This is a genomic window from Nonomuraea zeae (assembly GCF_005889725.1).
Lineage (GTDB): Bacteria > Actinomycetota > Actinomycetes > Streptosporangiales > Streptosporangiaceae > Nonomuraea > Nonomuraea zeae.
The window spans coordinates 1-26,555 of record NZ_VCKX01000118.1 but is presented as its reverse complement, the minus strand read 5'-3'; the positions used below and the strand labels follow the sequence as shown (position 1 = coordinate 26,555).

Below are 26,555 nucleotides of genomic sequence, written 5' to 3'. Positions count from 1 at the left end.
ATGGAATCCTTTGACCGGCTCAGAGACCTGACCATCGCGCTCGCCGACGACGTGCACGCGGCGGCGCTGGCGCAGGAGGCGGGCGAGGTCGCCGCGCGGGTCGCGGCGGCCCGCCGCCGCCTGTCCGAGGGGCACCTCACCGTCCTGACCTGCGGCGAGTTCAAGCGAGGCAAGTCCTCCCTGCTCAACGCCCTGCTCGACGAGCCGGGCCTGCTGCCGGCGGACAACTTCTACGCCACCCGCCTGGTCACCACCATCCGGTACGGCGAGACCGAGCGGATCACCGTGGCCCTGCCCGGCGGCGAGAAGGAGATCTCCCGCGCCGAGATCGCCCAGTACGCCGCGGAGGGCGGCGACGGCCGGCCGGCCGTGACGGTCGCCATCGAGCTGCCCAGTCCCCGCCTCGCGCCGGGGTACCTGCTCGCCGACACGCCGGGGGTCGGCGGCGTCTACACCGAGCACACCGCGGTGACCATGGCCTTCCTGCCGCAGGCCGACGCGCTGCTGTTCGTCGCGGACGCCGGGCAGCCGCTCCTGGACAGCGAGCTCGACTTCCTCACCAGGGCGGGCGAGGCGCTGCGCGCGACGGGCGATCCAGGCGCGCTCGTCGCCGCGCTCACCAAGATCGATCTGGTGCCCGACTACACCGAGCTGCTGGCCGACACCAAGGCGAAGCTGGCGCGGGCGACCGGCCTGCCGCCGGAGCTGATCCCGCTGATCCCGGTCTCCAGCCACGCCAAGCTGGCGTACCTGGACACCGGGGACCCGGAGGCGCTGGAGCTGAGCAACTTCCCGGCGTTCGAGAAGGTGCTGTGGGACACGCTCCGGCGGCGGCGCGGCCCGGTGCTCCTCGGCGGCGCGTTGCGCGACCTCTCCTCCGCCCTCACCGCGCTGAGCGGTCCCGTGCTCGCGGAGCTGAGGTATCTGCGCGCCGGCACCGAGAGCGAGCTGACCTCCATCCGCGCCGAGCTCGCCGAGCGGCGGCAGCGCCTGGTCACGCTTGCGGGCGAGGGCGCGGCCTGGCGGGCCGAGCTGGGCGGGCAGCTCACCCGGGTCGCCGGGGAGCTGCGGCGCAGGGCCGCGTCCGAGCTGGCCACCATCTGGCAGCGGGTCGCCTCCAGATACCTGTACGAGGAGCGCCTGCTGGCCAACCCCGAGCTGCTCGTGGGCGAGATCGTCACCGACGTCGCCACCACCGTCGGGGTGCTGAACTCGCTCGCGGAGCGGGAGACCGCCCGCGTCCTGCGCGACTTCACCCTCACGCACGACATCGCGCTGCACGACCCGCGCTTCGACCGGCTGCCCGACCCGCCGGTCCCGCGGCCCGACTTCGACGGGCTGACGACCATCTCGCCGAGCCGGCTGGCCCTGGACGAGGTGACCGTCGTGGCGGGCACGGGCGCCACCCTCGGTGGGGGCATCGGCAGCGGCGTCGGTTTCGCGATCGGCACGCTGCTGGGCGGGGCCGCCGCCGTGCCCGGCATGTACATCGGGGCGGCCGTCGGGAGCGCGATCGGCGTGCTGATCAGCGGGCTCGGCGCGTACCGGTCGGCGGCCGAGCGGCGCGAGGGCGAGGCTGCCGAGATCCGGCGCCGGCGCATCATGGAGGAGCTGAGCACGCTGCGTTCGGCGCAGGAGATGCACGTCGGCGAGGTGCTGACGGAGCTGATGGAGAAGTACACGCAGGCCGCCGTCCACGAGCTGAACAGCAGGATCGCGCAGGACGCCGAGGAGGCCGAGGCGACGGGACTGCGGCTGGAGGGCGCGATCGCCGCCACCGAGAAGGAGAGCGCAGAACGCGAGGCCGTCCTCGTCGCGGACGCGGGCCGCTACGCGGGGCTGACCGCCCGCCTGGAGTCCCTGACGGCCACGGTGACCGACTCCCCGGCCTCCTCCCCGGCCGCCGCTCCGGCGGATTCCCCGGCGGCTTCTCCAGCCGCCACTCCGGCCGGCTCCCCGGCGGACGGTGTCGCCGGGTGAGCTGGTCGCGGACGCTGGACCGCGCGCTGGCCCTGCTGGGAGGCTCGTCGCCGGAGCTCGCCCCGGCCCGGCAGGTGCTGCGCGAGCTCGCCGCGGACGGCTCCGCGCGGCTGCGGGTGGCCCTGGTCGGGCGGGTGAGCGCGGGCAAGTCCACCCTGGTCAACGCGCTCCTGGGCGGCGAGCGCGTGATGACGGGGGTCACCGAGGTCACCTACAACGTCAACTGGCTGCGGCACGGGCCGGTGCGCACGCTCGTCGTCCACTACCGCGACGGCCGCCCGCCCGAGCGCCGGGATATCGCCGAGCTGCCCGGGCTCACCAGGGACCAGCTCGGGGCCATCGACCACCTGGTGGTCACCGACCCCAACCCGTGCCTGCGGAGCTTCGACATCGTCGACACCCCCGGGCTGGACTCGCACCTCGGCGGCGACAGCCGCAACACACTGCGCTTCCTCGGCCGCCCTGAGGACGACCTGGGCGATCGGTCCGTCCTGCACGCCGGGCGGGCGGACGCGATGGTGCTCGTGATGACGCGGGCGCTGTCGGCCGGGGAGGAGGGGCTGCTGGCCGGCCTGCGGGGCGAGGCTCTCACGGCGCTCAGTCCCGTCACGGCCGTCGGCGCGCTGACCAAGGTGGAGGGCTACTGGCCGCGGCACGATCCGATGGCCGAGGGGCGCCGGATCGCGGACCGGCTGATGACGGCGGCGGGTGGGGCGCGGCTGCTGTTCGACCTGCGCCCTCTCTGCTCGCTCGTCGCGGCGGGGGCCGGCACGCTGACCGAGGCCGGCCTGGCCGACCTCGCGCTCCTCGCCACGGTCGATCCCGCCCTGCTGGAGCGGCGGATCGCGCTCGGCCCGTACTTCGCCACCCGCGAGTACGCCGACCTGCCCGTCCCCGCGGCCCGCCGACGGGAGCTCATGTCCGGCCTGAGCGGGTACGGGGTCGCGCTCGCCTGCTCGCTGATCCGCGAGGGCTGCGCCGACCTGCCCGGCCTGCGCGCCGAGCTGCTCTCACGCAGCGGCGTGGCGGATTTCCGGCGCCTGCTCACCGGGCACTTCGGCAACCGGGCGGAGGTGATCAGGCAGCAGCGGCTCATCGGGCAGGCGCGCGGGCTGCGCGCCGAGCTGGCCGCACGGCTGCGTCCCCGGGAGCTGTCCGTCCTGGACGCGGCCCTCGCGCCGGTCCTCGACCTCGAGCTCACCGAGCACGCCTTCCGCGAGCTCGCGGTGCTGCGCGAGCACTACGAGGGGCGGCTGGAGCTCACCGGGCCGCAGCTGGAGGAGGTTCTGCGGGTCACCGGGGAGCACGGCCGGGCGGTGCCCGAGCGGCTGGGCCTGACGGCCGGCGCCGGACGCGACCAGATCCTCGCACGGGCCCGCGAGCGGGTGGCGTACTGGGCAGGGGCGGAGGCGGCCGGCTCCCACGCGGGGACGACCCGGGTGGCGTGCCAGGTCATCCGCCGATCGTACGAGCGCATTCTCACGCAGTCGGAGGCCGCCGTCGCGGGCAGCGGGTGACCGCCCGGCAGCCGCGGCGATGCCATGCGGCAGCGCGGCAGGGCCATGCGGCGCCGCGCGCCGGAGCGCGCGGCGCCACGTCCCCACAAGGACACTCTCGCACACCGGCCGTGGCCGCCCGATCACCCACCCGGTGAATCAATGGACGCCGCCCGCGCGGCCAGGCCGGGCGGGGGGTGGCGGGGTGGAGGTTGGCTCGGCCGCCGGCCACTGCGGGCCGGACTCGCCTCCACCACGTCGATCCAGGACAAGGAGGAGGTCAGGGCTCAGCGGCCGCTGCCGGAGATGATGCCGGAGTAGGCGCCCAGCACCTGGATCTGACCGGGCTCGGCGCTCTTCGGCGGGATGTGCGCGACGACCTGGATCAGCTCCTCCATCTCCATGTAGGTGTAGTACTTGCCGGGCAGGAGCCCGTTGTCCTTCTGGAAGACGTAGTTGCGCTCCGGCCCCGGGCGCACGTTGTAGCGCTTGCTGCGCTCGATGGTGGTGAAGGCGAGCGCGCCGCCGTCGGCCGTGCGCAGCGCGTAGGAGGGGTACGCGGCGGCGGGATGGGCGATCTCGGCGAGCCGGGCGTACTTGTCCATCTTCCGGCGGTTCGACGCGGCGCCGGTGGTGAGCTTGTCGGCGGCGAAGCGGGTCTTCTCCGCCGGGGTGCCCTGGCCGACGAGGTGGGCGGCGTAGCCCTCGGCGAACGCGGCGGGCGACATCAGCAGCCCGGTCGCGTCCTCCTGGCCCACCTCGGCCGCCGCTCCTGAGGCGTCCGTCCTGATCTCGGGCAGATCCACGGAGGCGTAGGTGTCGGGGGCGTACATCTGCCGCCAGAACTCCCCGTCACGGGCGAAGATCAGGTAGGTCGGCTCCTTGGCCGTCTCGGTCTTGCCCTTCCAGTACGCGGTCGTCAGGAACCACCGCTCCCGCGCGGCCGGCACGTGGAACGCGGGCCGGTCGTAGCCGAACGGCACGTAGTCGTCGTTGCCGCCCAGCTTCCTGGTGGAGGCGTAGGACGCCTTGTCGATCGCGAGGCTGGAGCCGCCCTCGTAGCCCGCCAGCAGCTTGTCGCTCAAGGCCGCGTTGGCCGCGTTGTTGCGCTCGGCGTAGTCCTTGAACACCGCGGCGGTCTCCTGGGCGGTGACGGGGGCGGAGGGCTTGGGCGTGCTGCTCGCGGCGGGCGAGGGCGCCTCCTTCACGCCACCCAGTCCTGGCACAGCGGAACATCCCGTTACCAGGCATCCCGTCAGCACGCTGCCGATCATCCACCCGATACGCCGCACTTACCGCACCTCATCCATTGTTCCGCCTAAAGCGCCCAAAGCTATCAATAAGTAGCGTTTCCCCGGCCCCGCGGCCCCGCGGCCCCGCGCGCCCGTCAGGCGTCGTATCGGCTCGGCACCATGGGCCGCCCGGAGACGGGCGAGCGCGGCGAAGCCCCTCACCGTCTCGGCCCGCGCCGCCCCGATCTCCAGGCCCGGTGCCGCGGATCGATCGTGAGCTGGGGTTTTCACCGTTTGTCCTGGACCGTGGGCCTCTAGGATGGCCTGCGTGAAACACCGGCCGATGATCTGCACCGACCCCGGCTCCCCGGAGGCGGTCACGCCCGGCACCGGCGAGGTGCCGGGCGAGAGCGGCGTCGGCCTGGCTCCGGAGGTGCGGCCGATCGTCGAGGGGGTGGCCGCGTGAACGAGGTCGAGGACCTGCTGCGCGAGCTGGCGCCGCAGGTGCTGGGCGCGCTCGTACGCCGGTACGAGCAGTTCGACGCGTGCGAGGACGCCGTCCAGGAGGCCATGCTCGACGCGGCGGTGCAGTGGCCGAAGCAGGGCCTGCCGGAGAGCCCGCGGGCCTGGCTGATCACCGTCGCCTCCCGCCGGGTCATCGACCACATCCGCAGCGAGCACGCCCGCCGGCGCAGGGAGGAGAGCGTCGCGGTCAGCGTGCCGGCCGACGAGTTCACCGCCCCCGCCCCCGGCGAGGAGCGAGCCTCCGACGAGGACGACACGCTGACGCTGCTGTTCCTGTGCTGCCATCCGTCGCTGTCGCAGCCCTCCCAGCTGGCGCTCACCCTGCGCGCCGTGGGCGGCCTGACGACGGCGCAGATCGCCAGCGCGTTCCTGGTGCCCGAGGCGACGATGGGGCAGCGCATCAGCCGGGCCAAGCAGCGCATCAAGGCCACCGGCGCGCCGTTCGTGCTGCCGCCGGAGGGCGAGCGGGCCGACCGGCTGCGCGTGGTGCTGCACGTGCTCTACCTGATCTTCAACGAGGGCTACACCGCCACCTCCGGCCCCGAGCTGCACCGGGCGGAGCTGACCGGCGAGGCGATCAGGCTCACCCGGGCGGTGCGCCGGCTGCTGCCCGGTGACGGCGAGGTCGCGGGGCTGCTGGCGCTCATGCTGCTCACCGAGGCCCGCCGGCCGGCGCGCACCGGGCCGGACGGCCGGCTGATCCCGCTCGCCGAGCAGGACCGCGGCCTGTGGGACCGGCGGCTCATCGAGGAGGGCGTCGAGCTGGTCAGCGACGCCCTGCGCGACACCGACATCGGCCCGTACCAGTTGCAGGCGGCCATCGCGGCCGTGCACGACGAGGCGCCCACGGCCGGCGAGACCGACTGGCCGCAGATCCTGGCGCTGTACGGGGTGCTGTCCGGCCTTGAGGACAACCCGGTGGTCACGCTCAACCACGCGGTGGCCGTCGGCATGGTGCACGGGCCCAGGGCCGGGCTGCAGGCGCTCGACCGCCTGGCCGCCGACGAGCGCATGTCGGGCCACCACCGGCTGGCCTCCGTACGCGCCCACCTGCTGGAGATGGCGGGAGACGCGGCCGCCGCGGTGGCCGCCTACCGCGCCGCGGCCCGCCTGACCACGAGCATTCCCGAGCAGCAGTACCTGGAGGACCGAGCAGCTCGCCTGTCTTGACAAGGTTTTTTTTCGGTGCCATCGTGTCAGGCATGCACGAAGTGGCGGTGATCGAAGACCCCGCGGCGGCCGAGGCGTCGCTCGACCCCATGCGCTCGAAACTGCTGGCCGAGCTGGTGGAGCCGGGCTCCGCCACGTCGCTGGCCGCCAAGGTCGGCCTGGCCAGGCAGAAGGTCAACTACCATCTGCGCACGCTGGAGCGGCACGGGCTGGTGGAGCTGGTCGAGGAGCGCAGGAAAGGTAACGTGACCGAGCGGGTGATGCAGGCCGCCGCGGCGTCCTTCGTGATCTCCCCGATCGCGCTGTCCGCCGTGCAACCCGATCCCGCCCGCTCGCCGGACCGGCTGTCGGCGCGGTGGCTGCTGGCGCTGGCGGCACAGCTCGTGCGCGATGTCGGCACCCTGATCACCGGGTCGGCGCAGGCGAAGAAGCGGGTGGCGACGTTCGCCATCGACGGCGAGGTGCGCTTCGCGTCGGCGGCCGACCGGGCGGCGTTCGCCGAGGAGCTGGCGACCTGCGTGACCTCACTTGTCAGCAAATATCATGACGAGTCGGCGGAGGGCGGGCGCGATCATCGGCTGATCGTGGCCGTGCATCCGTCGGTGAAGCCCGCCGCCCAGCCTGCCGCGGAGCCCGCCGCGAAAGAGGAGCGCTGACGTGGGCCGTGAGTTCGAGCTTCCCCTGGAGGCCATGGTCGAGGCCACGCCCGAGGAGGTCTGGGCGGCCATTTCGACGGGGCCGGGCATCGACTCGTGGTTCATGGGACGCACCGAGGTGGCCAACGGCGTCGTCCGCACCGCTTTCGGCGGGTTCGACATGCCCGATTCCACGGTGACCGCCGCCGAGCCGCTCAAGCACCTGGCCCACGGCAGCGACAAGACCGACGACGGGCGTTTCGTCGCCTACGAGTTCCTCATCGAGGGCCGCGATCGGGGCAGCACGCAGGTGCGCATGGTGACCAGCGGCTTCCTGCCCGGCGACGACTGGCAGGACGAGTTCGAGGCCATGTCCAGGGGCATGGAGATGTACTTCGCGACCCTCGTCGAATACCTCACGCACTTCGCCGGCCGGGTCGCGACGCCCATCACCGAGTTCGGGCCGCCCGTCCACGACTGGCCGCGCGCCTGGGAGATCCTGTACGCCGAGCTGGGCGGCCCGCCCGAGCCCGGCGACCGGGTCCGCTTCGGCCCCGGCGCGATCGAGGGGGTCGTCTACTACCGCAACGCCCAGACCGTCGGCATCCGCACCGGCGACGCCCTCTACCGCTTCCTCCAGGGGTTCGGGGGCAGCATGATCGCCGCGCACCTGCCGTTCACGGACGACGACAGCGGGCCGCTCTGGCAGGCGTGGCTGGCCGGCCTCTACGCCGAACACCCGTGAGGCCGGGCGCGAACAGGGGCATGACGTCGGTGTGAACGTGGTCGCGCTGTCCGACACCCATGCGCCCAGACGCTGGCGCTCATGCCCGCCGCGCGTGGCCGAGCACCTGCGCGACGCCGACGTCATCCTGCACGCGGGAGACGTCTGCGTCGCCTCGGTGCTCACGGAGCTGGCCGCGTACGCGCCGGTGCACGTGGTGAAGGGCAACAACGACGGCCCCGACGTGGCCGCGCCGGAGACCCTGGAGCTGACCCTGGACGGGCTGCGGATCGGCATGATCCACGACAGCGGCCCGGCCAAGGGCCGTCTGGAGCGCATGCGCCGCCGCTTCCCCGAGGCGGACCTGGTGGTCTTCGGCCACTCGCACATCCCGCTCGACGAGGAGGGCGGCGGCCTGCGCATCTTCAACCCGGGCTCCCCCACCGACCGCCGCCGCCAGCCGCACGGCACGCTGGGCCTGCTCACCATCGAGCACGGCGCCCTGGCCAGGGCCGAGATCGTCCCGGTCACCTGACCGGCGGCTCCACGACGTCGTCGCGGGCCTACCCAGGTCCGCGAGCCCTGTGCGATGGCGCCGGAAGTCCTCCCGTGGTAGCGAGACCGCTCCGGATACGCCCTGTGGCGTAGGCGGAACGGCGACGGCGGGCGGATCCCCTTCACGCCCGGCCGGAAGATCCTGGGGTCTTAAGGGCGACGGTAAGGCGACGAGAACGAAGCCGTAAGCGCCCTTCAGCACAGTGGTCACAGACACCACGGAACAGAAGGGCAAGCTGATGAGCCAGCCGTACATTCTCCAGGAAGACCTTCGGATCCCCGGATTCACCGGTCCCGTGCACCGGCCGGGCGAGGCCGCCTATGACGAGCTGCGCCGGTCGCTGAACCCGGCGGTGGACTCGCGCCCGGCGCTGGTGGCCGAGGCGTATGACGTGCCGGACCTGCGGGCGGCGCTGCTGGCCGCGCGGCGGCACGGAGTGGCGTTCGCGGTGCAGGCGACCGGGCACGGCACGCACGCCCCTTGTGACGGCGGCGTGCTCGTCAGGACCTCGGCGATGGCCTCGGTGCTGGTGGACCCGGCCCGCCGCGTGGCCAAGGTCGGTCCGGGCGCGCGCTGGGGCGAGGTCGTGGCCGCCGCCGCGCCGTTCGGGCTCGCGCCTCTGTCGGGCTCGGCGCCGGGCGTGGGCGTCACCGGCTACACCCTCGGCGGCGGGCTCGGCTGGCTGGGCCGCCGGCACGGCTTCGCCGCCGACAGCGTGCTGCGCGCGGACGTCCTGCTGGCCGACGGGCGGCACGTCACGGCGAGCCCCGACAGCCACCCCGAGCTGTTCTGGGCGCTGCGCGGTGGCGGCGGCGGCTTCGGCGTGGTGACCTCGCTGGAGTTCCGGCTGCACCCGGTCTCGCGGGTGACCTCCGGCTTCGCCTACTTCCCGATCGAGACCGCGGCGGACGTCCTGGGGGCGTACCGGACCTGGATCGACGGCGCGCCCGACGAGCTGAGCACCGCCGTCGTGCTCAAGCGCATGCCGGCCGACGCGCCCGCGCCCGTGGCCGGACGGCACGTGGTGCTGGTCAAGGCCGTGCACGTCGGGACCGAGACGCAGGCCCGGCAGGCGCTCGCGCCGCTGTTCCGTGCGGCCGGGCCGGCGCTGCTGGACGAGATCGGCCCCGCCACGTACGCGGGCACCTCGATGGGCGGCACGCCGAACCGGCACATGGACATGTTCGACGAGGTCCCGGAGGAGCTGCCCGGCATCCTGGTGCGGGCGGCCGAGGTGGCGCAGACCGTGGAGATCCGCCACTGGGGCGGTGCGCTGGGCCGGCCGGGTCCGGACGCCGGGCCCGTGAGCCACCGCGGCACGAAGCTGTCGGTGATCGTGGACACGCCGGTCCCCGGGCTGGCGGAGGAGCTGCGGCCGTACGCGAACGGGGGGACGTTCCTGAACTTCCTGTCCGACCCGTCCAGGACGGCCGCGGCCTTCACCGCCACGGATCACCGGCGGCTGCGGGAGGTCAAGCGCGCCTACGACCGCGACGGCTTCTTCCGCGTCGGTCACGTCGTCCCGGCGTGAACCCCCGTCCCCGCGCGGCGGTGAGCCGCCCCCGGATGGTTGGGCGGCAGGCGGTGCAGGCCCGGGCCGAGCAGGCGCTCGCGCAGGGTGGCGTCCTCGTAGGACGTGCGGTAGCGGCCCCGGCGCTGCAGCTCGGGCACGACCAGCTCGATGAAGTCCTCGGCCGTCCCCGGCGACAGGTACTGCATGAGGTTGAAGCCGGTCGCGCCGGTCTCGTCGGCCCAGCGCTCGATCTCGTCGGCCACCCGCGAAGGGGTGTCGGCCACGAAGAACGGGCCGCCGCCGATCGCGCCCACCGAGTCCAGCACGTCGCGCACCCGCAGCCCGCGCCCGGCCAGGGGCCGCACGGCCCGCTCGGTGAAGTCGCCGCCGCGCGCCACGATGTCGTCGATGAGCTCGTCCGGCTCGTACGCGGCCAGGTCGATGCCGCTGCCCCGCTGCGCCAGGAAGCCCTCGGGCCTGATGTGCCGCCGCAGGTCGGCGAGCTTGGCGTCCACCTCCGCCTGGGTCCTGGCCACGATGACGGAGGCGCCGGGGAAGACCTTGACGTGATCGGGGTCGCGGCCGTGCGCGGCGGCCCGGCGGCGCACGTCGGCGATCTCGTCCCGCACGGCGGCGAGCGACGGCCCGCCGGTGAAGATGGCCTCGGCGTGCCTGGCGGCGAAGTCCTTGCCGCGCTCGGAGTTGCCGGCCTGGTAGATGACCGGGGTGCGCTGCGGTGACGGCTCCGACAGGTGCGGCCCGGCGACCCTGAAGTGCTTGCCGTCGTGGTCGATGGGGTGGACCTTGTCCGGGTCGGTGTAGACGTGGCGCTCGCGGTCGCGCACCACCGCGCCGTCCTCCCAGCTCCCCTCCCACAGCTTGTAGACGACCTCCAGGTACTCCTCGGCGATCTCGTAGCGCAGGTCGTGCTCGATCTCGTCGTCGAGCCCGAAGTTGCGGGCGGCGCTGCGCAGGTACGAGGTGACGACGTTCCACGCCACCCGGCCCTTGGTGAGGTGGTCCAGGGTGGACATGCGGCGGGCGTGCGCGAACGGCGGCTCGTACGTGGTGGAGAACGTCACCGCGAATCCCAGATGCCTGGTCACGGCGGCCATCGCGGGCACCACGAGCAGCGGGTCGTTGGCCGGGATCTGCACGGCCTCGCGGATGGCGGTCTCGGGGCCGCCCCGGTAGCGGTCGTACGCGCCGACCACGTCGGCCAGGAAGACGGCGTCGAACAGGCCGCGTTCGAGCAGCTTGGCCAGGTCCGTCCAGTAGTCCAGGTCGGTGTAGCGGTGGCGGTTGTTGGCGGGGTGGGTCCACAGGCCGTGCTGGATGTGGCCGACGCAGTTCATCTCGAACAGGTTGAAGTGGATGATGCGGCTCATCGTGAAAAGCTCCTGGGGGCGATGCCGTTGAGGTGGAAGTTGCCGACGTCGTGGACCTTCGCCCGGCGCGGGTCGTGGACGGTGTGGGTGCGGGCGTTGCGCCAGTGCCGGTCGAAGTTGAGCGAGCGCAGGGCGGCACTGGCCCCCGCGAGCTCGTACCACTCGCTGGTCACCCGGTTGGCGGCCCGGTCGGCCTGCGCGCGGGCGGCGGCCATCGCCACGGCCGCTTCGTCGGCCAGCTCCTCGAAGTCGTCCGGCGCGGCCGCGCGGGCCCGGTCCACCGCGTCGCCCGCGCTTTCCAGCAGGGCCCTGGCGGCGCGGGTCAGCACGGCCAGCTCGCCGAAGCGCTGCACCACGACGGGGTCGTCGACGACCCGCGCGGGCTCGTTGCCCGGCCAGCCGCCCTTGACGTAGCCGCGCAGGAACGCCGACGCCTCCGCGAGCGCCCCTTCGGCGATGCCGGTGTCGATGGCGGCGTGGATGAGCAGCCCGAAGCTCCTGAACGTGCTCACGCCCTCGCGCCGGCCGGGCATCACCCGCTCCGCCGGGACGAACACGTCCTCCAGGACGACCGTCCCGCTCGCGGTCGTGCGCTGGCCCATGCCGTCCCAGTCGTCGACCACACGCAGGCCCGGCGCGTCGCGCGGCACGAACGCCGTGTGGTGCAGGTCCCCGGCGTCGAGGGCGATCACCGGGATCCAGTCGGCGAACAGGGCGCCGGTGGAGTAGATCTTCCGGCCGTCGATGCGGAACCCGCCGTCCACCGGCCGCAGCCGGGCGTGTTCCCTGGCGCCGTCCGGGCCGCGCGCGTCCACGGCGGCGTTGCCCAGCCGCCGTCCCGCCAGCACCTCGCGGTAGAAGAACTCCTGCTGGTCGGGCGTGCCGTTCTCCCTGATGGCGTCCACGTACCAGAAGTGGTTCTGCGGGATCTGGCCGATGCTGCCGTCGGCGGCGGAGAGGTGCCTGATGACGGCGCCGAGCGTCGCGGTGCGCACGCCGGCGCCGCCGTGCGCGGCCGGCACGGTGATGCCGAGCAGGCCGCTGCCGGACAGCGCCGCGAGCTCGGCCACGGGCAGGATCCGCTCGGCGTCGCGCCGCGCCGCGTCCCGCGCGAACTCGCGCGCCAGCTCGCGGGCGACCTCCATGGCCTCCTCATCGGTCTTGATCACATGTGCCACGTCACACCGCCGTCAGTCTCGGAATGGCCGCGACCAGCTCCTGCGTGTACGGATGCGCGGGCGTGCGGAAGACCTCCTCGACGGGGCCCTCCTCCACCACCCGGCCGTCCTTCATCACCAGGACCCGGTCGCAGGCGTGGTGGACCACGCCCAGGTCGTGCGAGATGAACAGGTACGCCACACCCGTCTCCCGCTGTACGTCCTCCAGCAGGTCGAGCACCTGCGCCTGGACGGACACGTCGAGCGCGGACACCGGCTCGTCGCAGACGATGACTCCCGGCTCGGGGGCCAGCGCCCGCGCGATGGCCACGCGCTGCCGCTGGCCGCCGGACAGCTGCAGCGGGCGGCGGGCGAGGTGCTGCGCGCCGAGCCCGACGAGCTCCAGCAGCTCCACGGAGCGCTCGCGGCGGCGCTCGCGCGGCACTCCGGCCACGGCCAGCGCCTCGGCCAGCACCTTGGCGACCGTGTAGCGGGGGTCGAAGGCGGCGAGGGTGTCCTGGTAGACGGTCTGGATGTCGCTGCGCAGACGGCGGCGGGCGGCCCGGTCGAGCCCGGCCCACGCCTGCCCGTGCACCTCGACCGTGCCGGTGTCGGGCTCGGTCAGGCCGAGCGCGATCCTGGCCGTCGTGGTCTTGCCCGAGCCTGACTCACCGACGAGCCCGACCGTCTCGGCGGCGCGCAGCGTGAACGACACGTCGCGGACGGCGGGGCGCCCGCCGAACGACTTGCCGATCCCCTCGGCGCGCACCACCACGTCGCCCGGCGGGCGGCGCGGCGGCGCGGGGGCGGCGGCGGACAGCCGGGTGCCCTTGGTGTGCTCGGCCGGGATCGCGCGCAGGAGCCGCTGGGTGTATTCGTGGCGCGGCTCGCCCAGCACCCGCGCGGTGGGGCCCTGCTCGACGATGACGCCGTCCTTCATCACCGCCACCCGGTCGGCCAGCCGGGCCACCACGGCCAGGTCGTGGCTGATGACCAGCAGCGACCTGTCCTGGCTCTTGAGCGCGGCCAGCAGGTCGAGCACCTGCGCCTGGATCGTGACGTCCAGCGCCGTCGTGGGCTCGTCGGCGATGACCAGCTCGGGCTCGGCCGCGATGGCGGCGGCGATCAGGGCCCGCTGCCTGAGCCCGCCGGACAGCTCGTGCGGGAGCTGACCGGCGCGCAGCTCGGGCTCCGGCACGCCCACGGAGGTCAGCAGCTCGTGCACGCGGGCGCGGCGCTCCTCGCCCTTCAGTCCGGTGTGCGTGGCGAGGACCTCGGCGATCTCCTTGCCGACCGGGCGCAGCGGGTCGAGCGACACCAGGGCGTCCTGGAGCACGAATCCGATCCGGCCGCCGCGCACCTGCCGCCAGCCGCGCTCGCGCAGCCGGGTCAGGTCCTGGCCGTCGAAGGTCAGCGCGTCCGCGCCCACCTTGGCGCCGTCGCCGGTGAGCCCGACGAGGGTGCGGGCGGTGACGCTCTTGCCGGAGCCGGACTCGCCGACCAGCGCCAGGCATTCGCCGCGGGCCACCTCGAACGAGATCCCGCGCACGACCTCCGACGAGCCGAACGCGACCCGCAGGTTCTCGGCCTTGACCAGGCTCACCAGGTCCTCCCCTCTGATCGCAATCTGAGCGCCCGGCCGACCACGGTCACGCTGATCACCGTGAGCGTGATCGCCGCGCCCGGGAACACGCCGTACCACCAGGCGCGCGAGATGAAGTTGCGGGCGGTGGACAGCATCGAGCCCCATTCGGGCTCCGGCGGCGGCGTGCCCAGCCCTAGGAAGCTCAGCGCGGATCCGGCCACCAGAGCGGTGCCGACGCCGATGGTGGCCAGGATGAGCACGGGTTTGACGGCGTTCGGCAGGACGTGGCGCAGCACCACGCGCGGTCCCGGCAGGCCGAGCGCGTGCGCCGCCTCGACGTAGCTGGACGAGCGCACGGCCAGCGTCTGGGCGCGCACGAGGCGGGCGTAGGAGGGGATGTTCGCGACGCCGATGGCGAGCACGGCGTTGGCGGTGCCGCCGCCGGCCACCGTGATGACGACCAGGGCGAGCAGCAGCTCTGGGAAGGCCAGCCCGATGTCGGACAGCCGCATGATGACGTTCTCGATGATCTTGTTGCCCAGCCCGGCGGCGAGTCCGAGCAGCCCGCCGAACGCCAGGGCGATGGCGATCGCGCCGAAGCCGAGCAGCAGCGAGGTGCGCGTGCCGTGCACGATGCGGGCCAGCACGTCCCTGCCGTTCTCGTCGGTGCCGAGCAGATGCGCCGCGCTCGGCGGCCGCAGCGTCTGGGCGCTGTCCACGGCGAGGGGATCCTGGCCGGAGAACAGGCCGGGTACGACCGCGGCCAGCACGAGCACGGCCAGCACGGCCACGGCGAGCCAGAGGCCCGGTCGCCGGCCTCTCAGGAGTCCTCTCATGAGGCGGCCCCCTTCAGGCGGGGGTCGACCACCGCGTAGAGCAGGTCGACCAGGAGATTCACCAGCACGTAGACCAGGGCGGACAGGAGCACGACGCCGAGCACGACCGGCAGGTCCTTGGCGTTGACCGCGGAGATCAGCAGCCGGCCGATGCCCTGCCGGGTGAACAGCGTCTCGGTGATGACCGCGCCGCCGAGCAGCGCGCCCACCCAGTAGCCGCTCATGGTCACCAGCGGCAGCAGGGCGTGCCTGAGCGCGTGCCGCACCCGTACGGTGGCGTCGGCCAGGCCCCGGCTGCGGGCGCTGACGATGAACGGCTCGTCCAGCACCTCCTCCAGCGACTCGCGCAGCACGTGGCCGAGCACGCCCGCGACCGGCAGCGCCAGCGACAGCGCGGGCAGCACCAGCGAGGCGAAGCCGTGGCTGCCGGTCGCCGGGAACAGGCGCAGCCCGAAGGAGAACACGGTCAGCAGCACGATCCCCAGCCAGAACGTCGGCGTCGAGGCCACCACCAGCTCCGAGCCCGAGGCCAGGCCGCGGATCCAGCGCCGCCGCTTGGCCGTGGCCAGCGCGACGGCGACGGCCAGCACGAGCCCGGCGACGGCGGCGGCCAGCGCCAGCTCCACGGTGGCCGCCGCCTGCTCGCCGATGGCCTGGGTGACCGGGGTGTGCAGCCGGTAGGAGGTGCCGAAGTCACCGCGCACGATCCGCCACAGGTGAGCGGCGTACTGCTCGTACCAGGGCCGGTCGAGGCCGTACTCGGCGGTGACCTGGGCGAGCACCTCGGGGGTGGGCGCCGCGTTCTCGCCGCCGACGATGGCCTCGGCCGGGTCCCCAGGGGTGAAGTGCAGCACCAGGAAGGTGAGGGTGGCCGCGCCCCACAGCACGCCGAGCCCGCCGAGCAGCCGCCAGCCGACGAACCTGATCATTGGTCCAGCCAGGTGTCGTAGAACCACGGCGACGGGTAGGCGGGGGTGAAGGCCAGGTCGCGCACCTTCTTCTGGTACGACACCGGCCGGGGGTCGTTGTAGAACGGGATCGCGGGGGCGAGCTCCAGCAGCCTGGCCTGCGCCTGGTTGTACTGCTCCGCCGGGTTCTCCGTCCGCCTGGCCTGCTCCAGCAGGTCGTCCACGGTGGCGTCGCTCAGGCGGGCGACGTTCTGGCCGCGGCGCTCGTCGGTGGTGATGTTCTTGGAGGAGTACTGGATCCACAGCACGTCGGCGGTGTTGGTGGCCCACAGGCCGGAGGTCATGTCGTAGTCGCCCTTGAGCGAGCGGTCGGTGAGCTCCTGCTCGGGCGGCGTCTGGAGCTGGATGTCGATGCCGATCTTGCGGGCCGCGGCCTGCGTCTGGACGGCGATCTGCATGCGCTGGGCGGGGAAGTTCGCGGCGATCGGGAAGTAGGCGGTCAGCCGCTTGCCGTCCTTGGTGCGGATGCCGTCCTTGTCCTTGGCCGTCCAGCCGGCCTCGTCGAGCAGCTTCGCCGCCTTGGCCGGGTCGTAGGCGATGCGGCCGGCCAGCCCGGCGGCGTAGCCGGGGGTGGAGGAGGTGACGAAGCCCTGCGCGACCTCGTACTGGCCGAAGGAGATGCCCTTGACGATGGACTCGCGGTCGACGGCGGCGAGCAGCGCCTGGCGGACCTTGACGTCGTCGAAGGGCGGGCGCGCGGTGTTCAGCCAGAACGCCATCGGGTGGCCCGGCCTGACCACGCTGAGGAAGCCCAGGTCCGGGTTGGCCTTGACGTCCTCGACGTTCTGCGGCGGGGTGAAGTCGATGGCGTGCACCTCGCCTGAGGCGAGCGCGTTGTAGCGGGTGGCGTCCTCGGTGAGGAAGCGGATCTCCAGGCCGTCCAGGTAGGCGGGGCCGGTGTGCTTGGCGCTCTTCGGGCCCCAGTTGTAGTCCGGGTTGCGGCGGTAGGTGATGCTCTGGCCCCTGGTCCAGCGCTCGAACACGAACGGGCCCGAGCCGATCGGGTGCTCGCAGATGGTCTGCGGGGCCTCCTTGATCTGTTTCGGGGAGATCATGCCGAGGTAGCCTTGGGCGAGGATGTCCAGGAACGGCGTGTACGGCGACGACAGCGACACCTTCAGCGTGTAGTCGTCGACGACCTCGCTGTCCTTGTAGGGGGCGATGTAGGAGGCGGCCAGCGGGGACTTGGTCGCCGGGTCCTTCATGTGCTCGAAGTTGGTCTTGAGCGCCTCGGCGTTCCAGACCGCTCCATCATGAAATTTCACGCCCTGGTGGAGCTTGAAGGTGTAGGTCAGGCCGTCGCCGGACACCTCCCAGCTGTCGGCCAGCCAGGGCTTGATGGTGCCGTCGGCGTCGAACCAGACCAGCGAGTCGGACACCGGGACGGTCGACACGGGGCCGTCCGAGCTGGCGTTGCCGTGCGGGTCCAGGCAGGGAGGCTCCTGCCCGTTCTCGCCCAGGACGAGGGTGCCGCCGCGCTTCGGCGTGCCGTCGCTCTGGGCGCCGGCCGCGCCGCCGGCGCCGCAGCCGGCCAGCAGGCCGGTGGTGAGGGGGATGAGGAGGAGGGCGGCGAGGGTCTGCTTGGTCATGGGGAGCTCACCCAGGTGTCGAGGAACGTGACGGCGCCGTACGCGTGGTCCCAGGCCAGCCCGTGGACCTTCTTCTGTGCGGAGACCAGGCTTGGCCGGTTGTAGAGGGGGATGGCAGGTGTGAGGTCGATCAGCCGGGACTGCGCCTGGTCGTAGAGCCCGGCGCGCTCGGTGTCGTCCGTGGCCGCGCGGGCCTGTTCGAGGAGCTTGTCGAGCTGGGGGTCGGAGAGCCGGGTGGTGTTCTGGCCGCGGCGCTTGCCGGTGGTGATGTTCTTGGAGGAGTACTGGATCCACAGCACGTCGGCGGTGTTGGTGGTCCAGATGCCGACGGACAGGTCGAAGTCGCCCTTCGCGGTGCGGTCCGAGGAGACCTGCGCGGTGACGTTCTCAATCTTGATCTCGATGCCGGCCTTGGCGGCCGCCGCCTGCGTCTGGACGAGGATCTGCGTGTTCTGCGGGTTCACGCCCGTGTCCAGGGCGATCGCGGTCAGCCGCTTGCCGTCCTTGGTGCGGACGCCGTCCTTGTCCTTGGCCGTCCAGCCGGCCTCGTCGAGGAGCCGGGCCGCCTTGGCCGGGTCATGGGTGATCCGGCCGTCAAGGCCCTTGGCGTGGTCGGGGGTCGAGGGAGTGACGAAGCCGGTCGCGAGCTTCCACTGGCCGAACGAGACGCTGTTCACGATGGCCTGGCGGTCGACGGCGAGGGTGAGCGCCTGGCGGACGCGGGGGTCGCCGAAGGGCTCGCGGCCGGTGTTCAGCCAGACGGAGAACGGGTGGCCGGGCCGGTCGATGCTGGTGAAGGACAGGTCGGGGTTGGCCTTGACGTCCTCGACGCTGGCCGGAGGGGTGTTGTCGATGACGTCCACCTCGCCGGCCAGCAGGGCGTTGTAGCGGGTGGCGTCCTCGGCCAGGAACCGGATCTCCAGCCCGTCCAGGTGCGCGGGCCCGGTGTGCCCGTCGGACCCCCAGGCGTAATCCGGATTTTTCCGGTACGTGATGCTCTGGCCCTTCGTCCACTTCTCGAACACGAACGGCCCCGAGCCGACGGGATGCTCGCAGGTCCCGCCCGGATCCTCCTTGATCTGCTTCGGCGAGATCATCGCCAGGTAGGACTGCGCAAGGACGTTGAGAAAGGCCGAGTAGGGCGAGGAGAGCCGGACCTTCAGCGTGCGCTCGTCGACGACCTCGCTGTCCTCGTACGGCGCGATGTAGGCGGCGGCCAGCGGCGACTTGGTCGCCGGGTCGCGCATGTGCTCGAGGTTGGCCTTGAGCGCCTCGGCGTTCCAGACCGATCCGTCATGGAATTTCACGCCGTCGCGCAACGTGAACGTGTAGGTCAGCCCGTCGTCGGAGATCTTCCAGGCGGTGGCCAGCCAGGGCTTGAGCGCGCCGTCCGCGTCCTGCCACAGCAGCGAGTCGAAGACCGGACGGCCGACGACCGTGGTGTTGGTGGTGGAAAGCTGATGCGGGTCGAGGCAGGCCGGCTCGTCGCCGTTCTCGCCGAGCACGAGCCTGCCGCCGTCCCTGGGAGTCGTGCCGGCCGCCGGGGCGGCGGCCTCCTCCGGGCCCGCGCCGCAGGCGGCCAGCAGCGACGCGAGCAGAGCCGTGGCGAGCAGCGGTTTCAACCTGGTGAGCATGGGGGTCCTTACGCACACGTCAAGAAACAGGTATTGCCTACCTGCATTGCAGGGATTACGGTGAACCATAACGTAACACGCAGAACGGACGAAACAACATGACCCACGTGATCGCGGACGACGCCGAGGCCCTGGCCGTGGCCCGCGAGCTGGCCGCGGAGCTCGCGGTGGACGCCGCGGCCCGCGACGCCGAGCGACGCCTGCCCGGACCCGAGCTCGACCGGCTGTCGGCCAGCGGGCTCCTCGCGATCACCGTGCCGGACTCGCACGGTGGCGCCGACGTCAGCGCCCGCACGGTCGCGGAGGTGTTCAGGCTCCTGGCCGCGGCCGACCCGAATGTCGCGCAGATCCCCCAGAGCCACTTCGTGTACGTGAACGTGCTGCGCCAGCGCGGCACGCCCGAGCAGCGCAAGTTCTTCTTCGGCGAGGTCCTCGACGGCCGGCGCTTCGGCAACGCGCAGTCGGAGGCGGGCACGAAGCACGTGCAGGACTACCGGACGTCCCTGGCCCCGGCCCCGGGCGGCGGCTTCCTGCTGAACGGCACCAAGCACTACAGCACGGGCGCGCTGTTCGCCGACTGGATCCCGGTGCTGGCCAGGCGCGAGGACCAGACGCTGCACGTGGCGTACGTGCCGCGCGACGCCCCCGGCCTGACCGTCGTGGACGACTGGGCGGGCATGGGGCAGCGCACCACGGCCAGCGGGACGGTGCTGCTGGAGGACGTGGCCGTCCCGGAGTGGCGGGTGGTGCCGCACCACCTGACGTTCCAGGGCCCGCAGCTCCACGGCGCGTTCGCGCAGCTCCTGCACGCGGCGATCGACGTGGGCATCGCGTCCGGCGCGCTCGCCGAGGCCCTGGAATTCGTCAGGACGAAGGCCAGGCCCTGGTTCGAGAGCGGCCAGGAGCGGGCCGCCGACGACCCGCTGGTCATCCAGCGGGCCGGCGAGCTGGCCGTCAAGGTGCGCGCCGCCGAGGCGCTGCTCGACGCGGCGGGCGCGGCCGTGGACGCCGCCCGCGCCGACCTGACGGAGGACTCGGCCGCCGCCGCCTCAATCGCGGTGGCCACCGCCAAGGCGTTCGCCGACCCGGTGGCGGTCGAGCTGGGCGGTGCCATCTTCGAGCTGGGCGGCACCCGGTCCAGCCTGGAGGGGCTCAACCTCAACCGGCACTGGCGCAACGCCCGCACCCATACCTTGCACGATCCGGCCCGATGGAAGATCCAGCACATCGGCCGGTATGTACTCAACGGCCAGTTGCCGCCGCGACACGGCCTGCTCTAGGGAGAGACTGCACGATGACCTTGACGTTCCACTGGTTCCTGCCCACCTACGGCGACAGCCGGGACGTGGTGGGCGGCGGCCACGGCCTGCCCGCGGGCTCGGCGGGCGGCGCCCGCCCGGCCACGCTGCCCTATCTGCGGCAGATCGTGCACGCGGCCGAGCAGCTCGGCTTCGTCGGCGCGCTGACGCCCACCGGCGCGTGGTGCGAGGACGCCTGGCTGACGACCGCGATGCTGGCGGACACGACCGAGCGGCTGAAGTTCCTGGTGGCCTTCCGGCCCGGGCTGGTCTCGCCGACGCTGGCGGCGCAGATGGCGGCGACGTTCCAGCGGCATTCGCGGGGCCGGCTGCTGCTCAACGTGGTGACCGGGGGCGAGAGCCACGAGCAGCGCGCGTACGGCGACTTCCTGGACAAGGAGGCCCGCTACGCGCGCACCGACGAGTTCCTGCACATCGTGCGCTCGCTGTGGCGCGGGGAGACGGTCGACTTCGCCGGTGAGCACCTGCGGGTCGAGGGCGCGCGGCTCAACCGGCTGCCCGATCCGGTGCCGGAGGTCTACTTCGGCGGCTCCTCACCGGCCGCCGGGCAGGTGGCGGCGCGGCACGTGGACGCGTACCTCACCTGGGGCGAGCCGCCCGCCGCGGTCGCCGAGAAGATCGCCTGGGTGAACGGGCTCGCCGCCGCCGAGGGGCGCACGCTCCGGCAGGGCATCCGGCTGCACGTCATCTCCAGGGACACCGCCGAGCAGGCGTGGGCGCAGGCCCGCAGGCTGCTGGACGGCATCGACCCGGACACGGTGGCGAAGGTGCAGGCGGGCCTGGCGCGCAGCGAGTCGGAGGGGCAGCGGCGGATGCTCGCCCTGCACGGCGGGCGGCGCGACGACCTGGAGATCTACCCCAACCTGTGGGCCGGCGTCGGGCTGGTGCGCGGCGGGGCGGGGACGGCGCTGGTCGGCAGCCATGCCGAGGTGGCCGATCGCATCGAGGAGTACCACCGGCTGGGGATCACCGAGTTCGTCCTGTCGGGGCATCCGCACGTCGAGGAGGCGTACTGGTTCGGGGAGGGGGTGCTGCCGATCCTGCGCGAGCGCGGGCTGTGGCAGCACCCGGACGAGCCCGCCGACGCCGGACCGGCCGAGATCCCGTTCGCCTCGACGGGAACCCGATGACCAGCACTGGCACCGGCACCGGCACCGGCACCGGCGCTCGCTCGGGTGCCGGTGCTGGCTCCGATCCGGGCTCGCGGGCCGCGCTCTCCGTCGCCGAGCTGCGGCGGCGGGCCGCGGACCTGCTTCCCGCTCTGGCCGAGGGCGCGGCCGAGCGGGAGCGCGCGCGGGAGCTGCCGCACGCGCAGATCCGCGCGCTGGCCGCCGCCGGGCTGCTCACGTTCCGGATTCCCACCCAGTACGGCGGGGCGGGCGCCACGGTGGCGGAGGTCTTCGAGTTCCTCATCGATCTCGCCGCCGCCGACTCCAACATCGCGCAGGCGCTACGTCCCAGCTTCGGCCGCGTCGAGCACCTGCTGACCGCCTCCGACGAGGAGCGCAAGCGCTGGTATCCGCGCCTCCTGGCCGGGGACGTCTTCGGCAACGCGGGCTGGGAGCTCGGCGGGCCCAGCGGCGCCGTACGCACCCGGATCAGCCCGGAAGGGGTGGTGGACGGCAGCAAGTACTACAGCACCGGCGCGCTGTACGCCGACTGGATCGGGCTGGCGGCGGTGAACGACGACGGCGAGAAGGTGTTCTTCACCCTGCCGCGCGACCGGCCGGGCCTGGAGCTGGTCGACGACTTCGACGGCATCGGCCAGCGGCTGACCGCCAGCGGCACCACCAGGCTGACGGGCGTCACCGTGCTCCCCTCGGAGATCGCCAAACGCCCGGCCGGCTCGGGGCGCTCCCCCGTCACCCCGTTCCTGCAGCTCTACCTGGCCGCCGTCGAGGCGGGGATCGCCCGTGACGCGCTGAGGGACGCGGTCGCCTTCGCCCGCGACCGCGCCCGTCCGATCGAGCACAGCAGCGCGGGGCGGTCGGTGGACGACCCGTACGTGCAGCACGCCGTGGGCGAGATCGCGGCGCGGGCGTACGCGGCCGAGGCGGCGGTCCTGCGTGCCGCGGCCGCCATCGACCGGGCGTGGGCCGGGGACCTGGAGCCCGGCCTGCTCACGACGGCGTCGGTGGAGGCGGCGCAGGCGCAGTTCTTCGCGGCCGAGTCGGCGCTCAAGGCGGGCGAGCTGCTCTTCGACGTGGGCGGAGGGTCGGCCGTGGCCGCCCGGCACAACCTGGACCGGCACTGGCGCAACGCCAGGACCGTCGCCAACCACAACCCGCGGGCCTGGAAGGCGGCCGTCGTGGGCGCCCACCACCTCAACGGCGCCGAGCCACCGCTCAACGGCCTGTTCTAGCCGCTTCTGGCGTTCCAAAGGTTCTAGGTGTTCCAGGCGTTCTAGGCGTTTCAGGTGTTTCAGCCGTCCTGGCCGTCCTGGCCGTCCTGGCCTTGGCCGTCCTGGCCCTCCTGGTCGCTCTGCGCGTTCCGGCGGGGTGTGAGGCCGTCCATCACCAGCGCGAAGAGGTGCTCGCGCCGGGAGGCCAGCGACGGCGCCTGGTCGGTGATCCAGCTCAGCGCGTTGACCAGGGCGAACAGGTCCGTCCCGTCGATGTCGTCGCGGATGTGCCCGCTCGCCTGCGCCCGCTCCAGCAGGCGGCCGGCCGCCGCGCGCATCGCGTGGCACGACATGGACAGAGGGGATCCCTCGTCGCTGAGGGTGGCCATCATCGACCCGGCCAGGCCCCGGTAGGCGCCCGCGCCACCGGCGAAGTCACGTAGCCACTCCCGCAGCGCCTCGTCCGGCTCGCCGCCCTCGGCCAGCGCCTCCGCGCGCGCGGCGAGCCGGTCGAAGCCCTGCCCCAGCAGCGCCTCCAGCAGGGCTTCCCGCGTCGGGAAGTGCCGGTAGAGGGTCCCGAGCCCGACCTCGGCCCGGCGCGCGATGTCGCGCAGGGACGCCTCGGTCCCGTGCTCGGCGACCACGGTCCGCGCGACCGCCAGGATGCGCTCCCGGTTACGCCGCGCATCCGCCCGCGGCGCCCGCCCCGCACCCTCACCCTGGGACCGCACCGCGCCTGCAGCCGCGGCCTCGGCTCGCGTCGCACCCGCCTCCTCGTCCTCGGCCCGCCCTGCGCCGTCCCCCACCCTTGTGGCGCGGCCCTTCGGCGCCGTGGTGCCGTCCGGCAGCTCGTCCGGCAGCTCGTCCGCCATCGTTACCTGCTTTCCGATTGACAAGCGGAGCACTGCCCCGCTTATTATTCGGAGCAATGCTCCGTATCATAGCGGGGCCGGACCCACAGGGAGTCCCCCATGTCCGAAACCATGAACGCCGTACGCGTACACGCCGTCGGCAGGCCCGAGGTGCTCACCTACGAGCGCGTCGCCCGCCCCGAGCCCGGCCCCGGCGAGGTCCTGGTCCGCGTGCACGCCGCCTGCCTCAACCCGCCCGACTGGTACGCCCGCGGCGGCTTCGCCAACATCCCGGACGACCTGCGCCCCACCACCGCCCTGCCGTTCACCCCGGGCTCCGACGCGTCGGGCGTCGTGGCCGCACTCGGCGAGGGCGTCACCGAGTGGCAGGAGGGAGACGAGGTGTTCGGGCTCATCCGCTTCCCGGGGACCCTGGGCAACGGCGGCAAGGCGTACGCCGAGTACACCACCGCGCCGGCCGGCCAGCTCGCCCGCAAGCCCGCCGCCGTCGATCACGTGCAGGCGGCGGCCGTCCCCATGGCGGGCCTCACCGCCTACCAGTTCCTCGTCGACCACATCGGGCTCCAGCCGGGCAGCAGGGTGCTGATCAACGGCGCGGCGGGCGGCGTCGGCCACTTCGCCGTGCAGCTCGCCAAGAACACGGGCGCGTACGTCATCGGCGTGGCCTCCGGCCGCCACGAGGCGTTCCTGAAGGGTCTGGGGGTGGACGAGTTCATCGACTACACCGCCGTCGCGGTCGAGGACGCGGTGCGGGACGTCGACTGCCTGATCGACACCGTCGGCGGCCCGCGCGGGCACCGGTTCCTGCCGGTGATCAGGGACGGCGGCACGCTCAGCCCGGTCTTCTACGGCGACTACCGGCTGGAGGAGGCGGCCCGTCGCGGGATCGTGCACAGGTCGGGCCAGGTCCACTCGGACGGGCCGCAGATGACCGAGCTGGCCCGCCTGCTCGGCGAAGGCCGGCTCCGCCCCGGGATCGACAGCGTCTTCCCGCTCAGCGAGGCCGCCGCGGCCCACGAGCGCGCCGAGCGCGGGCACATCCAGGGCAAGATCGTGCTCCGCGTGGCGGACTGACCCGCAGGGGCTCCGCCGAGCCTGGCTTCGCGCCTCGCGAAGCCAGGCGGCTGTTCATCTGGGTGCTTCGCGGGCAGCGCCTGCCGTTGGGTTCGGCGCCATCCGCGAGTTCTTGACTGCCCTGGCACCCATTTCGATCAGGACCGAGGACGTACATGCACCGCAAGACCCTTCCCGCCATCGTGGCGGCCGCGATCGTGCTGGCCGCGCACGCGCCCGCCGCGGCGGCGGCCACCCCGCAGGACTCCTTCTTCGGCGGGCGGCTGCCGCTGAGCGCGCCACCGGTGACCACGACCGTCGCGCCCGGCGTGACGATGACCTCGATGTCGCTCGGGGCCAAGGACGCCGGGGACTTCTGGACCGTCCAGGTGTACCTGCCGGCCACGGCCGACGGGCCGCTCAACACGGCGGCCACCGCGCTGGGGGCCAGGGAGATCGCCGACCGGGTGGCCGAGGCGATGCGGGGCAAGGGGTTCGAGCCGCGGGTCGAGGAGGCCCTCTCCCCCGCCTTCGCCGATCATCCCGCCGGTACGCTCGGCTGGATCGTCCGGGTCGGGCAGTACGCCACCGGCGCCGAGGCCACGGCCGCGCTCGCCGCGATCAAGGCGGCCGGTTTCGCGGGCGGCACCCGCTACACCGCGCAGGACGGCACCGACGCGGGCGCGCCGCAGAAGGTGCACGTGCTCCGCGTGGACTTCAAGAGGTTCGGCGGCACGGTCGGCACCGACTTCGGCGCGACGCTGAACGGCACGGAGAAGCTGACCGACCTCGCGGCCGCGGCGGGCGCGGTGGCCGGGATCAACGGGCAGTGGTTCTACAACAGCGCGCCGGGCGGCCTCTACGTCAAGGACGGCAAACTGATCGGCTCCGCGACGCAGGGCCGGGGCGGCGTGAAGATCACGAGAGGCGGGCGGTCGGTGGACGTGGACGCGTACACCGCCCACGTGACCCTGCGCGCGGGACGGGACAGCGTCGAGATCGACGGCGTCAACCGGGTGCCGGGCGAGATCTGGAACTGCGGTGGCGTGGGCGGCGACCAGCCGACCGAGAGGCCGCAGCACGACCTGAAATGTACGGACAGCAGCGAGCTGGTGCTGTTCACCCCCGAATGGGGCACCCCGCCGACCGGCGCGGGCGCCGAGGCCGTGCTGGACGCGCGGGGCACGGTGACGGCGGTGTACACCTCGCGTGGCGCGAGCGTGCCCCCGGGCGGGTCCACCGTCCAGGCCACCGGCGACAGCGCCGCCTGGCTGCTCGGCCACGCGAAGGCCGGCGAGCGGCTGCGGGTGAGCGAGCGGGTCGAGGACGGCAAGGGCCGGCGGGTCGCGCTGACCGGCGACACCACGATCCTCCAGGTCGGCCCCACGCTGGTACGGGATGGCCGGGTGTCGGTCAACGCGGCGGCCGACGGGCTGATCCGCGAGGGCACGGACCAGACGTTCACCTACAACTGGGCCGTGCGCGCCAACCCCAGGTCGATGATCGGCGTGGACGACCGCGGGCGGCTCATGCTGGTGGTGGTCGACGGGCGGCAGGACGGCTACAGCGAGGGGCTCGGGATCGCGCAGACGGCCGAGATCATGAAGCTGCTCGGGGCCAGGGAGGCGATGAACCTCGACGGCGGCGGTTCCAGCGTCATGGTCACCGCGGGCGCCGGCATCGTGAACCGGCCCTCCGACGCGACCGGTCAGCGCTCGCTCGGCAACGTCTTCCTCGTCCGCCCGTAACGGACCAAGCCGCCCGTCCGCCTTCAGCGAACCGCCCGTAACGAACCAAGCCGCCCGTCCGCCTTCAGCGAACCAGGCCGCTCGGGGCGGATCGGGCCGCCCGTCCTGGGTCAGGACACCTGTTCGCCTCCGGCGGGTCAGGCCGCGGTGCGCAGGCGGGCTCCCGCCGTCTGGGCGAGCACCGAGCGGGCCAGGGCGTCGGCGTGCCGGAACAGCGGCGCGTCGGCCCCCGGC

Annotated in this window: 22 protein-coding genes; 13 read left to right on the top strand and 9 right to left on the bottom strand. The window is 73.2% G+C overall.

What is annotated here, in order from left to right:
- On the top strand, positions 1–1,980 hold the full coding sequence (locus ETD85_RS32210; protein WP_138693578.1) for a dynamin family protein: 1,980 nt from the start codon (positions 1–3) through the stop codon (positions 1,978–1,980).
- A complete protein-coding gene (locus ETD85_RS32205) occupies positions 1,977–3,497 on the top strand; it encodes a dynamin family protein (protein ID WP_138693577.1) in 1,521 nt (506 codons plus the stop codon). The genes ETD85_RS32210 and ETD85_RS32205 overlap by 4 nt, the downstream gene beginning before the upstream one ends.
- Before the next feature lie 266 nt (positions 3,498–3,763).
- Here the strand turns inward: ETD85_RS32205 and ETD85_RS32200 are convergent, their stop codons facing one another.
- Entirely contained in the window at positions 3,764–4,684 is a 921-nt protein-coding gene (locus ETD85_RS32200) for a DUF8094 domain-containing protein (RefSeq protein WP_138693576.1), read from the bottom strand.
- Positions 4,685–5,036: 352 nt separating this feature from the next.
- Between ETD85_RS32200 and ETD85_RS63415 the strand changes: the two genes are divergently transcribed.
- The 6 genes from ETD85_RS63415 (at position 5,037) to ETD85_RS32175 (ending at position 9,849) form a co-directional block, all read left to right on the top strand.
- Complete coding sequence (locus ETD85_RS63415; protein ID WP_170246942.1) at positions 5,037–5,174, top strand: hypothetical protein; 138 nt, start codon at positions 5,037–5,039, stop codon at positions 5,172–5,174.
- Positions 5,171–6,403, top strand: coding sequence for an RNA polymerase sigma factor (locus ETD85_RS32195; protein WP_138693575.1), 1,233 nt, complete (start codon positions 5,171–5,173; stop codon positions 6,401–6,403). The genes ETD85_RS63415 and ETD85_RS32195 overlap by 4 nt, the downstream gene beginning before the upstream one ends.
- A 32-nt stretch (positions 6,404–6,435) precedes the next feature.
- The gene (locus ETD85_RS32190; protein ID WP_138693574.1) at positions 6,436–7,059 is read left to right on the top strand and encodes an ArsR/SmtB family transcription factor; all 624 of its coding nucleotides are present in this window, start codon (positions 6,436–6,438) and stop codon (positions 7,057–7,059) included.
- A gap of 1 nt (position 7,060) precedes the next feature.
- Positions 7,061–7,783 (top strand): SRPBCC family protein, encoded by a 723-nt coding sequence (locus ETD85_RS32185; RefSeq protein WP_138693573.1) that lies wholly within the window; start codon positions 7,061–7,063, stop codon positions 7,781–7,783.
- A 31-nt stretch (positions 7,784–7,814) separates the two neighbouring features.
- The gene (locus ETD85_RS32180) at positions 7,815–8,297 is read left to right on the top strand and encodes a metallophosphoesterase family protein (RefSeq protein ID WP_138693572.1); all 483 of its coding nucleotides are present in this window, start codon (positions 7,815–7,817) and stop codon (positions 8,295–8,297) included.
- A gap of 223 nt (positions 8,298–8,520) precedes the next feature.
- Positions 8,521–9,849, top strand: a complete 1,329-nt coding sequence (locus ETD85_RS32175) for an FAD-binding oxidoreductase (RefSeq protein ID WP_240779575.1) — start codon at positions 8,521–8,523, stop codon at positions 9,847–9,849.
- Here the strand turns inward: ETD85_RS32175 and ETD85_RS32170 are convergent.
- The 7 genes from ETD85_RS32170 to ETD85_RS32140 are packed head-to-tail and all read right to left on the bottom strand — an operon-like array spanning position 9,831 to position 18,988.
- On the bottom strand, positions 9,831–11,219 hold the full coding sequence (locus ETD85_RS32170; protein ID WP_138693571.1) for an LLM class flavin-dependent oxidoreductase: 1,389 nt from the start codon (positions 11,217–11,219) through the stop codon (positions 9,831–9,833). The genes ETD85_RS32175 and ETD85_RS32170 overlap by 19 nt on opposite strands.
- A complete protein-coding gene (locus ETD85_RS32165) occupies positions 11,216–12,388 on the bottom strand; it encodes an SfnB family sulfur acquisition oxidoreductase (RefSeq protein ID WP_240779574.1) in 1,173 nt (390 codons plus the stop codon). Before ETD85_RS32165 ends, ETD85_RS32170 begins: the two co-directional genes overlap by 4 nt.
- Positions 12,389–12,398: 10 nt before the next feature.
- Positions 12,399–13,979 (bottom strand): dipeptide ABC transporter ATP-binding protein, encoded by a 1,581-nt coding sequence (locus tag ETD85_RS32160; RefSeq protein WP_240779573.1) that lies wholly within the window; start codon positions 13,977–13,979, stop codon positions 12,399–12,401.
- Complete coding sequence (locus ETD85_RS66035) at positions 13,976–14,797, bottom strand: ABC transporter permease (protein ID WP_138693569.1); 822 nt, start codon at positions 14,795–14,797, stop codon at positions 13,976–13,978. Before ETD85_RS66035 ends, ETD85_RS32160 begins: the two co-directional genes overlap by 4 nt.
- The gene (locus tag ETD85_RS32150; RefSeq protein WP_138693568.1) at positions 14,794–15,726 is read right to left on the bottom strand and encodes an ABC transporter permease; all 933 of its coding nucleotides are present in this window, start codon (positions 15,724–15,726) and stop codon (positions 14,794–14,796) included. The genes ETD85_RS66035 and ETD85_RS32150 overlap by 4 nt, the downstream gene beginning before the upstream one ends.
- Positions 15,723–17,354, bottom strand: a complete 1,632-nt coding sequence (locus ETD85_RS32145) for an ABC transporter substrate-binding protein (RefSeq protein WP_138693567.1) — start codon at positions 17,352–17,354, stop codon at positions 15,723–15,725. The genes ETD85_RS32150 and ETD85_RS32145 overlap by 4 nt, the downstream gene beginning before the upstream one ends.
- The gene (locus ETD85_RS32140) at positions 17,351–18,988 is read right to left on the bottom strand and encodes an ABC transporter substrate-binding protein (RefSeq protein ID WP_170246941.1); all 1,638 of its coding nucleotides are present in this window, start codon (positions 18,986–18,988) and stop codon (positions 17,351–17,353) included. The genes ETD85_RS32145 and ETD85_RS32140 overlap by 4 nt, the downstream gene beginning before the upstream one ends.
- A 98-nt stretch (positions 18,989–19,086) precedes the next feature.
- Here ETD85_RS32140 and ETD85_RS32135 point away from each other — a divergent pair, with 98 nt between their 5' ends.
- The 3 genes from ETD85_RS32135 to ETD85_RS32125 are packed head-to-tail and all read left to right on the top strand — an operon-like array spanning position 19,087 to position 22,669.
- Positions 19,087–20,268: an SfnB family sulfur acquisition oxidoreductase gene (locus tag ETD85_RS32135; RefSeq protein WP_138693565.1), complete on the top strand. Its 1,182-nt coding sequence runs from the start codon at positions 19,087–19,089 to the stop codon at positions 20,266–20,268.
- Positions 20,269–20,282: 14 nt separating this feature from the next.
- The gene (locus ETD85_RS32130; protein WP_138693564.1) at positions 20,283–21,437 is read left to right on the top strand and encodes an LLM class flavin-dependent oxidoreductase; all 1,155 of its coding nucleotides are present in this window, start codon (positions 20,283–20,285) and stop codon (positions 21,435–21,437) included.
- A complete protein-coding gene (locus ETD85_RS32125; protein WP_138693563.1) occupies positions 21,434–22,669 on the top strand; it encodes an acyl-CoA dehydrogenase family protein in 1,236 nt (411 codons plus the stop codon). Before ETD85_RS32130 ends, ETD85_RS32125 begins: the two co-directional genes overlap by 4 nt.
- A gap of 59 nt (positions 22,670–22,728) precedes the next feature.
- Here the strand turns inward: ETD85_RS32125 and ETD85_RS32120 are convergent, their stop codons facing one another.
- Entirely contained in the window at positions 22,729–23,520 is a 792-nt protein-coding gene (locus tag ETD85_RS32120; protein WP_138693562.1) for a TetR/AcrR family transcriptional regulator, read from the bottom strand.
- Positions 23,521–23,619: 99 nt separating this feature from the next.
- Here ETD85_RS32120 and ETD85_RS32115 point away from each other — a divergent pair, with 99 nt between their 5' ends.
- The gene (locus tag ETD85_RS32115; protein WP_206058816.1) at positions 23,620–24,594 is read left to right on the top strand and encodes an NADP-dependent oxidoreductase; all 975 of its coding nucleotides are present in this window, start codon (positions 23,620–23,622) and stop codon (positions 24,592–24,594) included.
- Positions 24,595–24,749: 155 nt separating this feature from the next.
- The gene (locus tag ETD85_RS32110; protein ID WP_138693561.1) at positions 24,750–26,321 is read left to right on the top strand and encodes a phosphodiester glycosidase family protein; all 1,572 of its coding nucleotides are present in this window, start codon (positions 24,750–24,752) and stop codon (positions 26,319–26,321) included.
- The last annotated feature ends 234 nt before the right edge of the window (positions 26,322–26,555 follow it).

Bases quoted from the DNA above. Each gene is read 5' to 3' on its own strand.
- ETD85_RS32145 (WP_138693567.1), bottom strand. From the start codon at position 17,354: ATGACCAAGCAGACCCTCGCCGCCCTCCTCCTCATCCCCCTCACCACC.
- ETD85_RS32170 (WP_138693571.1), bottom strand. From the start codon at position 11,219: ATGAGCCGCATCATCCACTTCAACCTGTTCGAGATGAACTGCGTCGGC.
- ETD85_RS32110 (WP_138693561.1), top strand. From the start codon at position 24,750: ATGCACCGCAAGACCCTTCCCGCCATCGTGGCGGCCGCGATCGTGCTG.
- ETD85_RS66035 (WP_138693569.1), bottom strand. From the start codon at position 14,797: ATGAGAGGACTCCTGAGAGGCCGGCGACCGGGCCTCTGGCTCGCCGTG.
- ETD85_RS32210 (WP_138693578.1), top strand. From the start codon at position 1: ATGGAATCCTTTGACCGGCTCAGAGACCTGACCATCGCGCTCGCCGAC.
- ETD85_RS32115 (WP_206058816.1), top strand. From the start codon at position 23,620: ATGTCCGAAACCATGAACGCCGTACGCGTACACGCCGTCGGCAGGCCC.
- ETD85_RS32125 (WP_138693563.1), top strand. From the start codon at position 21,434: ATGACCAGCACTGGCACCGGCACCGGCACCGGCACCGGCGCTCGCTCG.
- ETD85_RS32190 (WP_138693574.1), top strand. From the start codon at position 6,436: ATGCACGAAGTGGCGGTGATCGAAGACCCCGCGGCGGCCGAGGCGTCG.
- ETD85_RS32135 (WP_138693565.1), top strand. From the start codon at position 19,087: ATGACCCACGTGATCGCGGACGACGCCGAGGCCCTGGCCGTGGCCCGC.
- ETD85_RS32130 (WP_138693564.1), top strand. From the start codon at position 20,283: ATGACCTTGACGTTCCACTGGTTCCTGCCCACCTACGGCGACAGCCGG.
- ETD85_RS32140 (WP_170246941.1), bottom strand. From the start codon at position 18,988: ATGCTCACCAGGTTGAAACCGCTGCTCGCCACGGCTCTGCTCGCGTCG.
- ETD85_RS32150 (WP_138693568.1), bottom strand. From the start codon at position 15,726: ATGATCAGGTTCGTCGGCTGGCGGCTGCTCGGCGGGCTCGGCGTGCTG.
- ETD85_RS32120 (WP_138693562.1), bottom strand. From the start codon at position 23,520: ATGGCGGACGAGCTGCCGGACGAGCTGCCGGACGGCACCACGGCGCCG.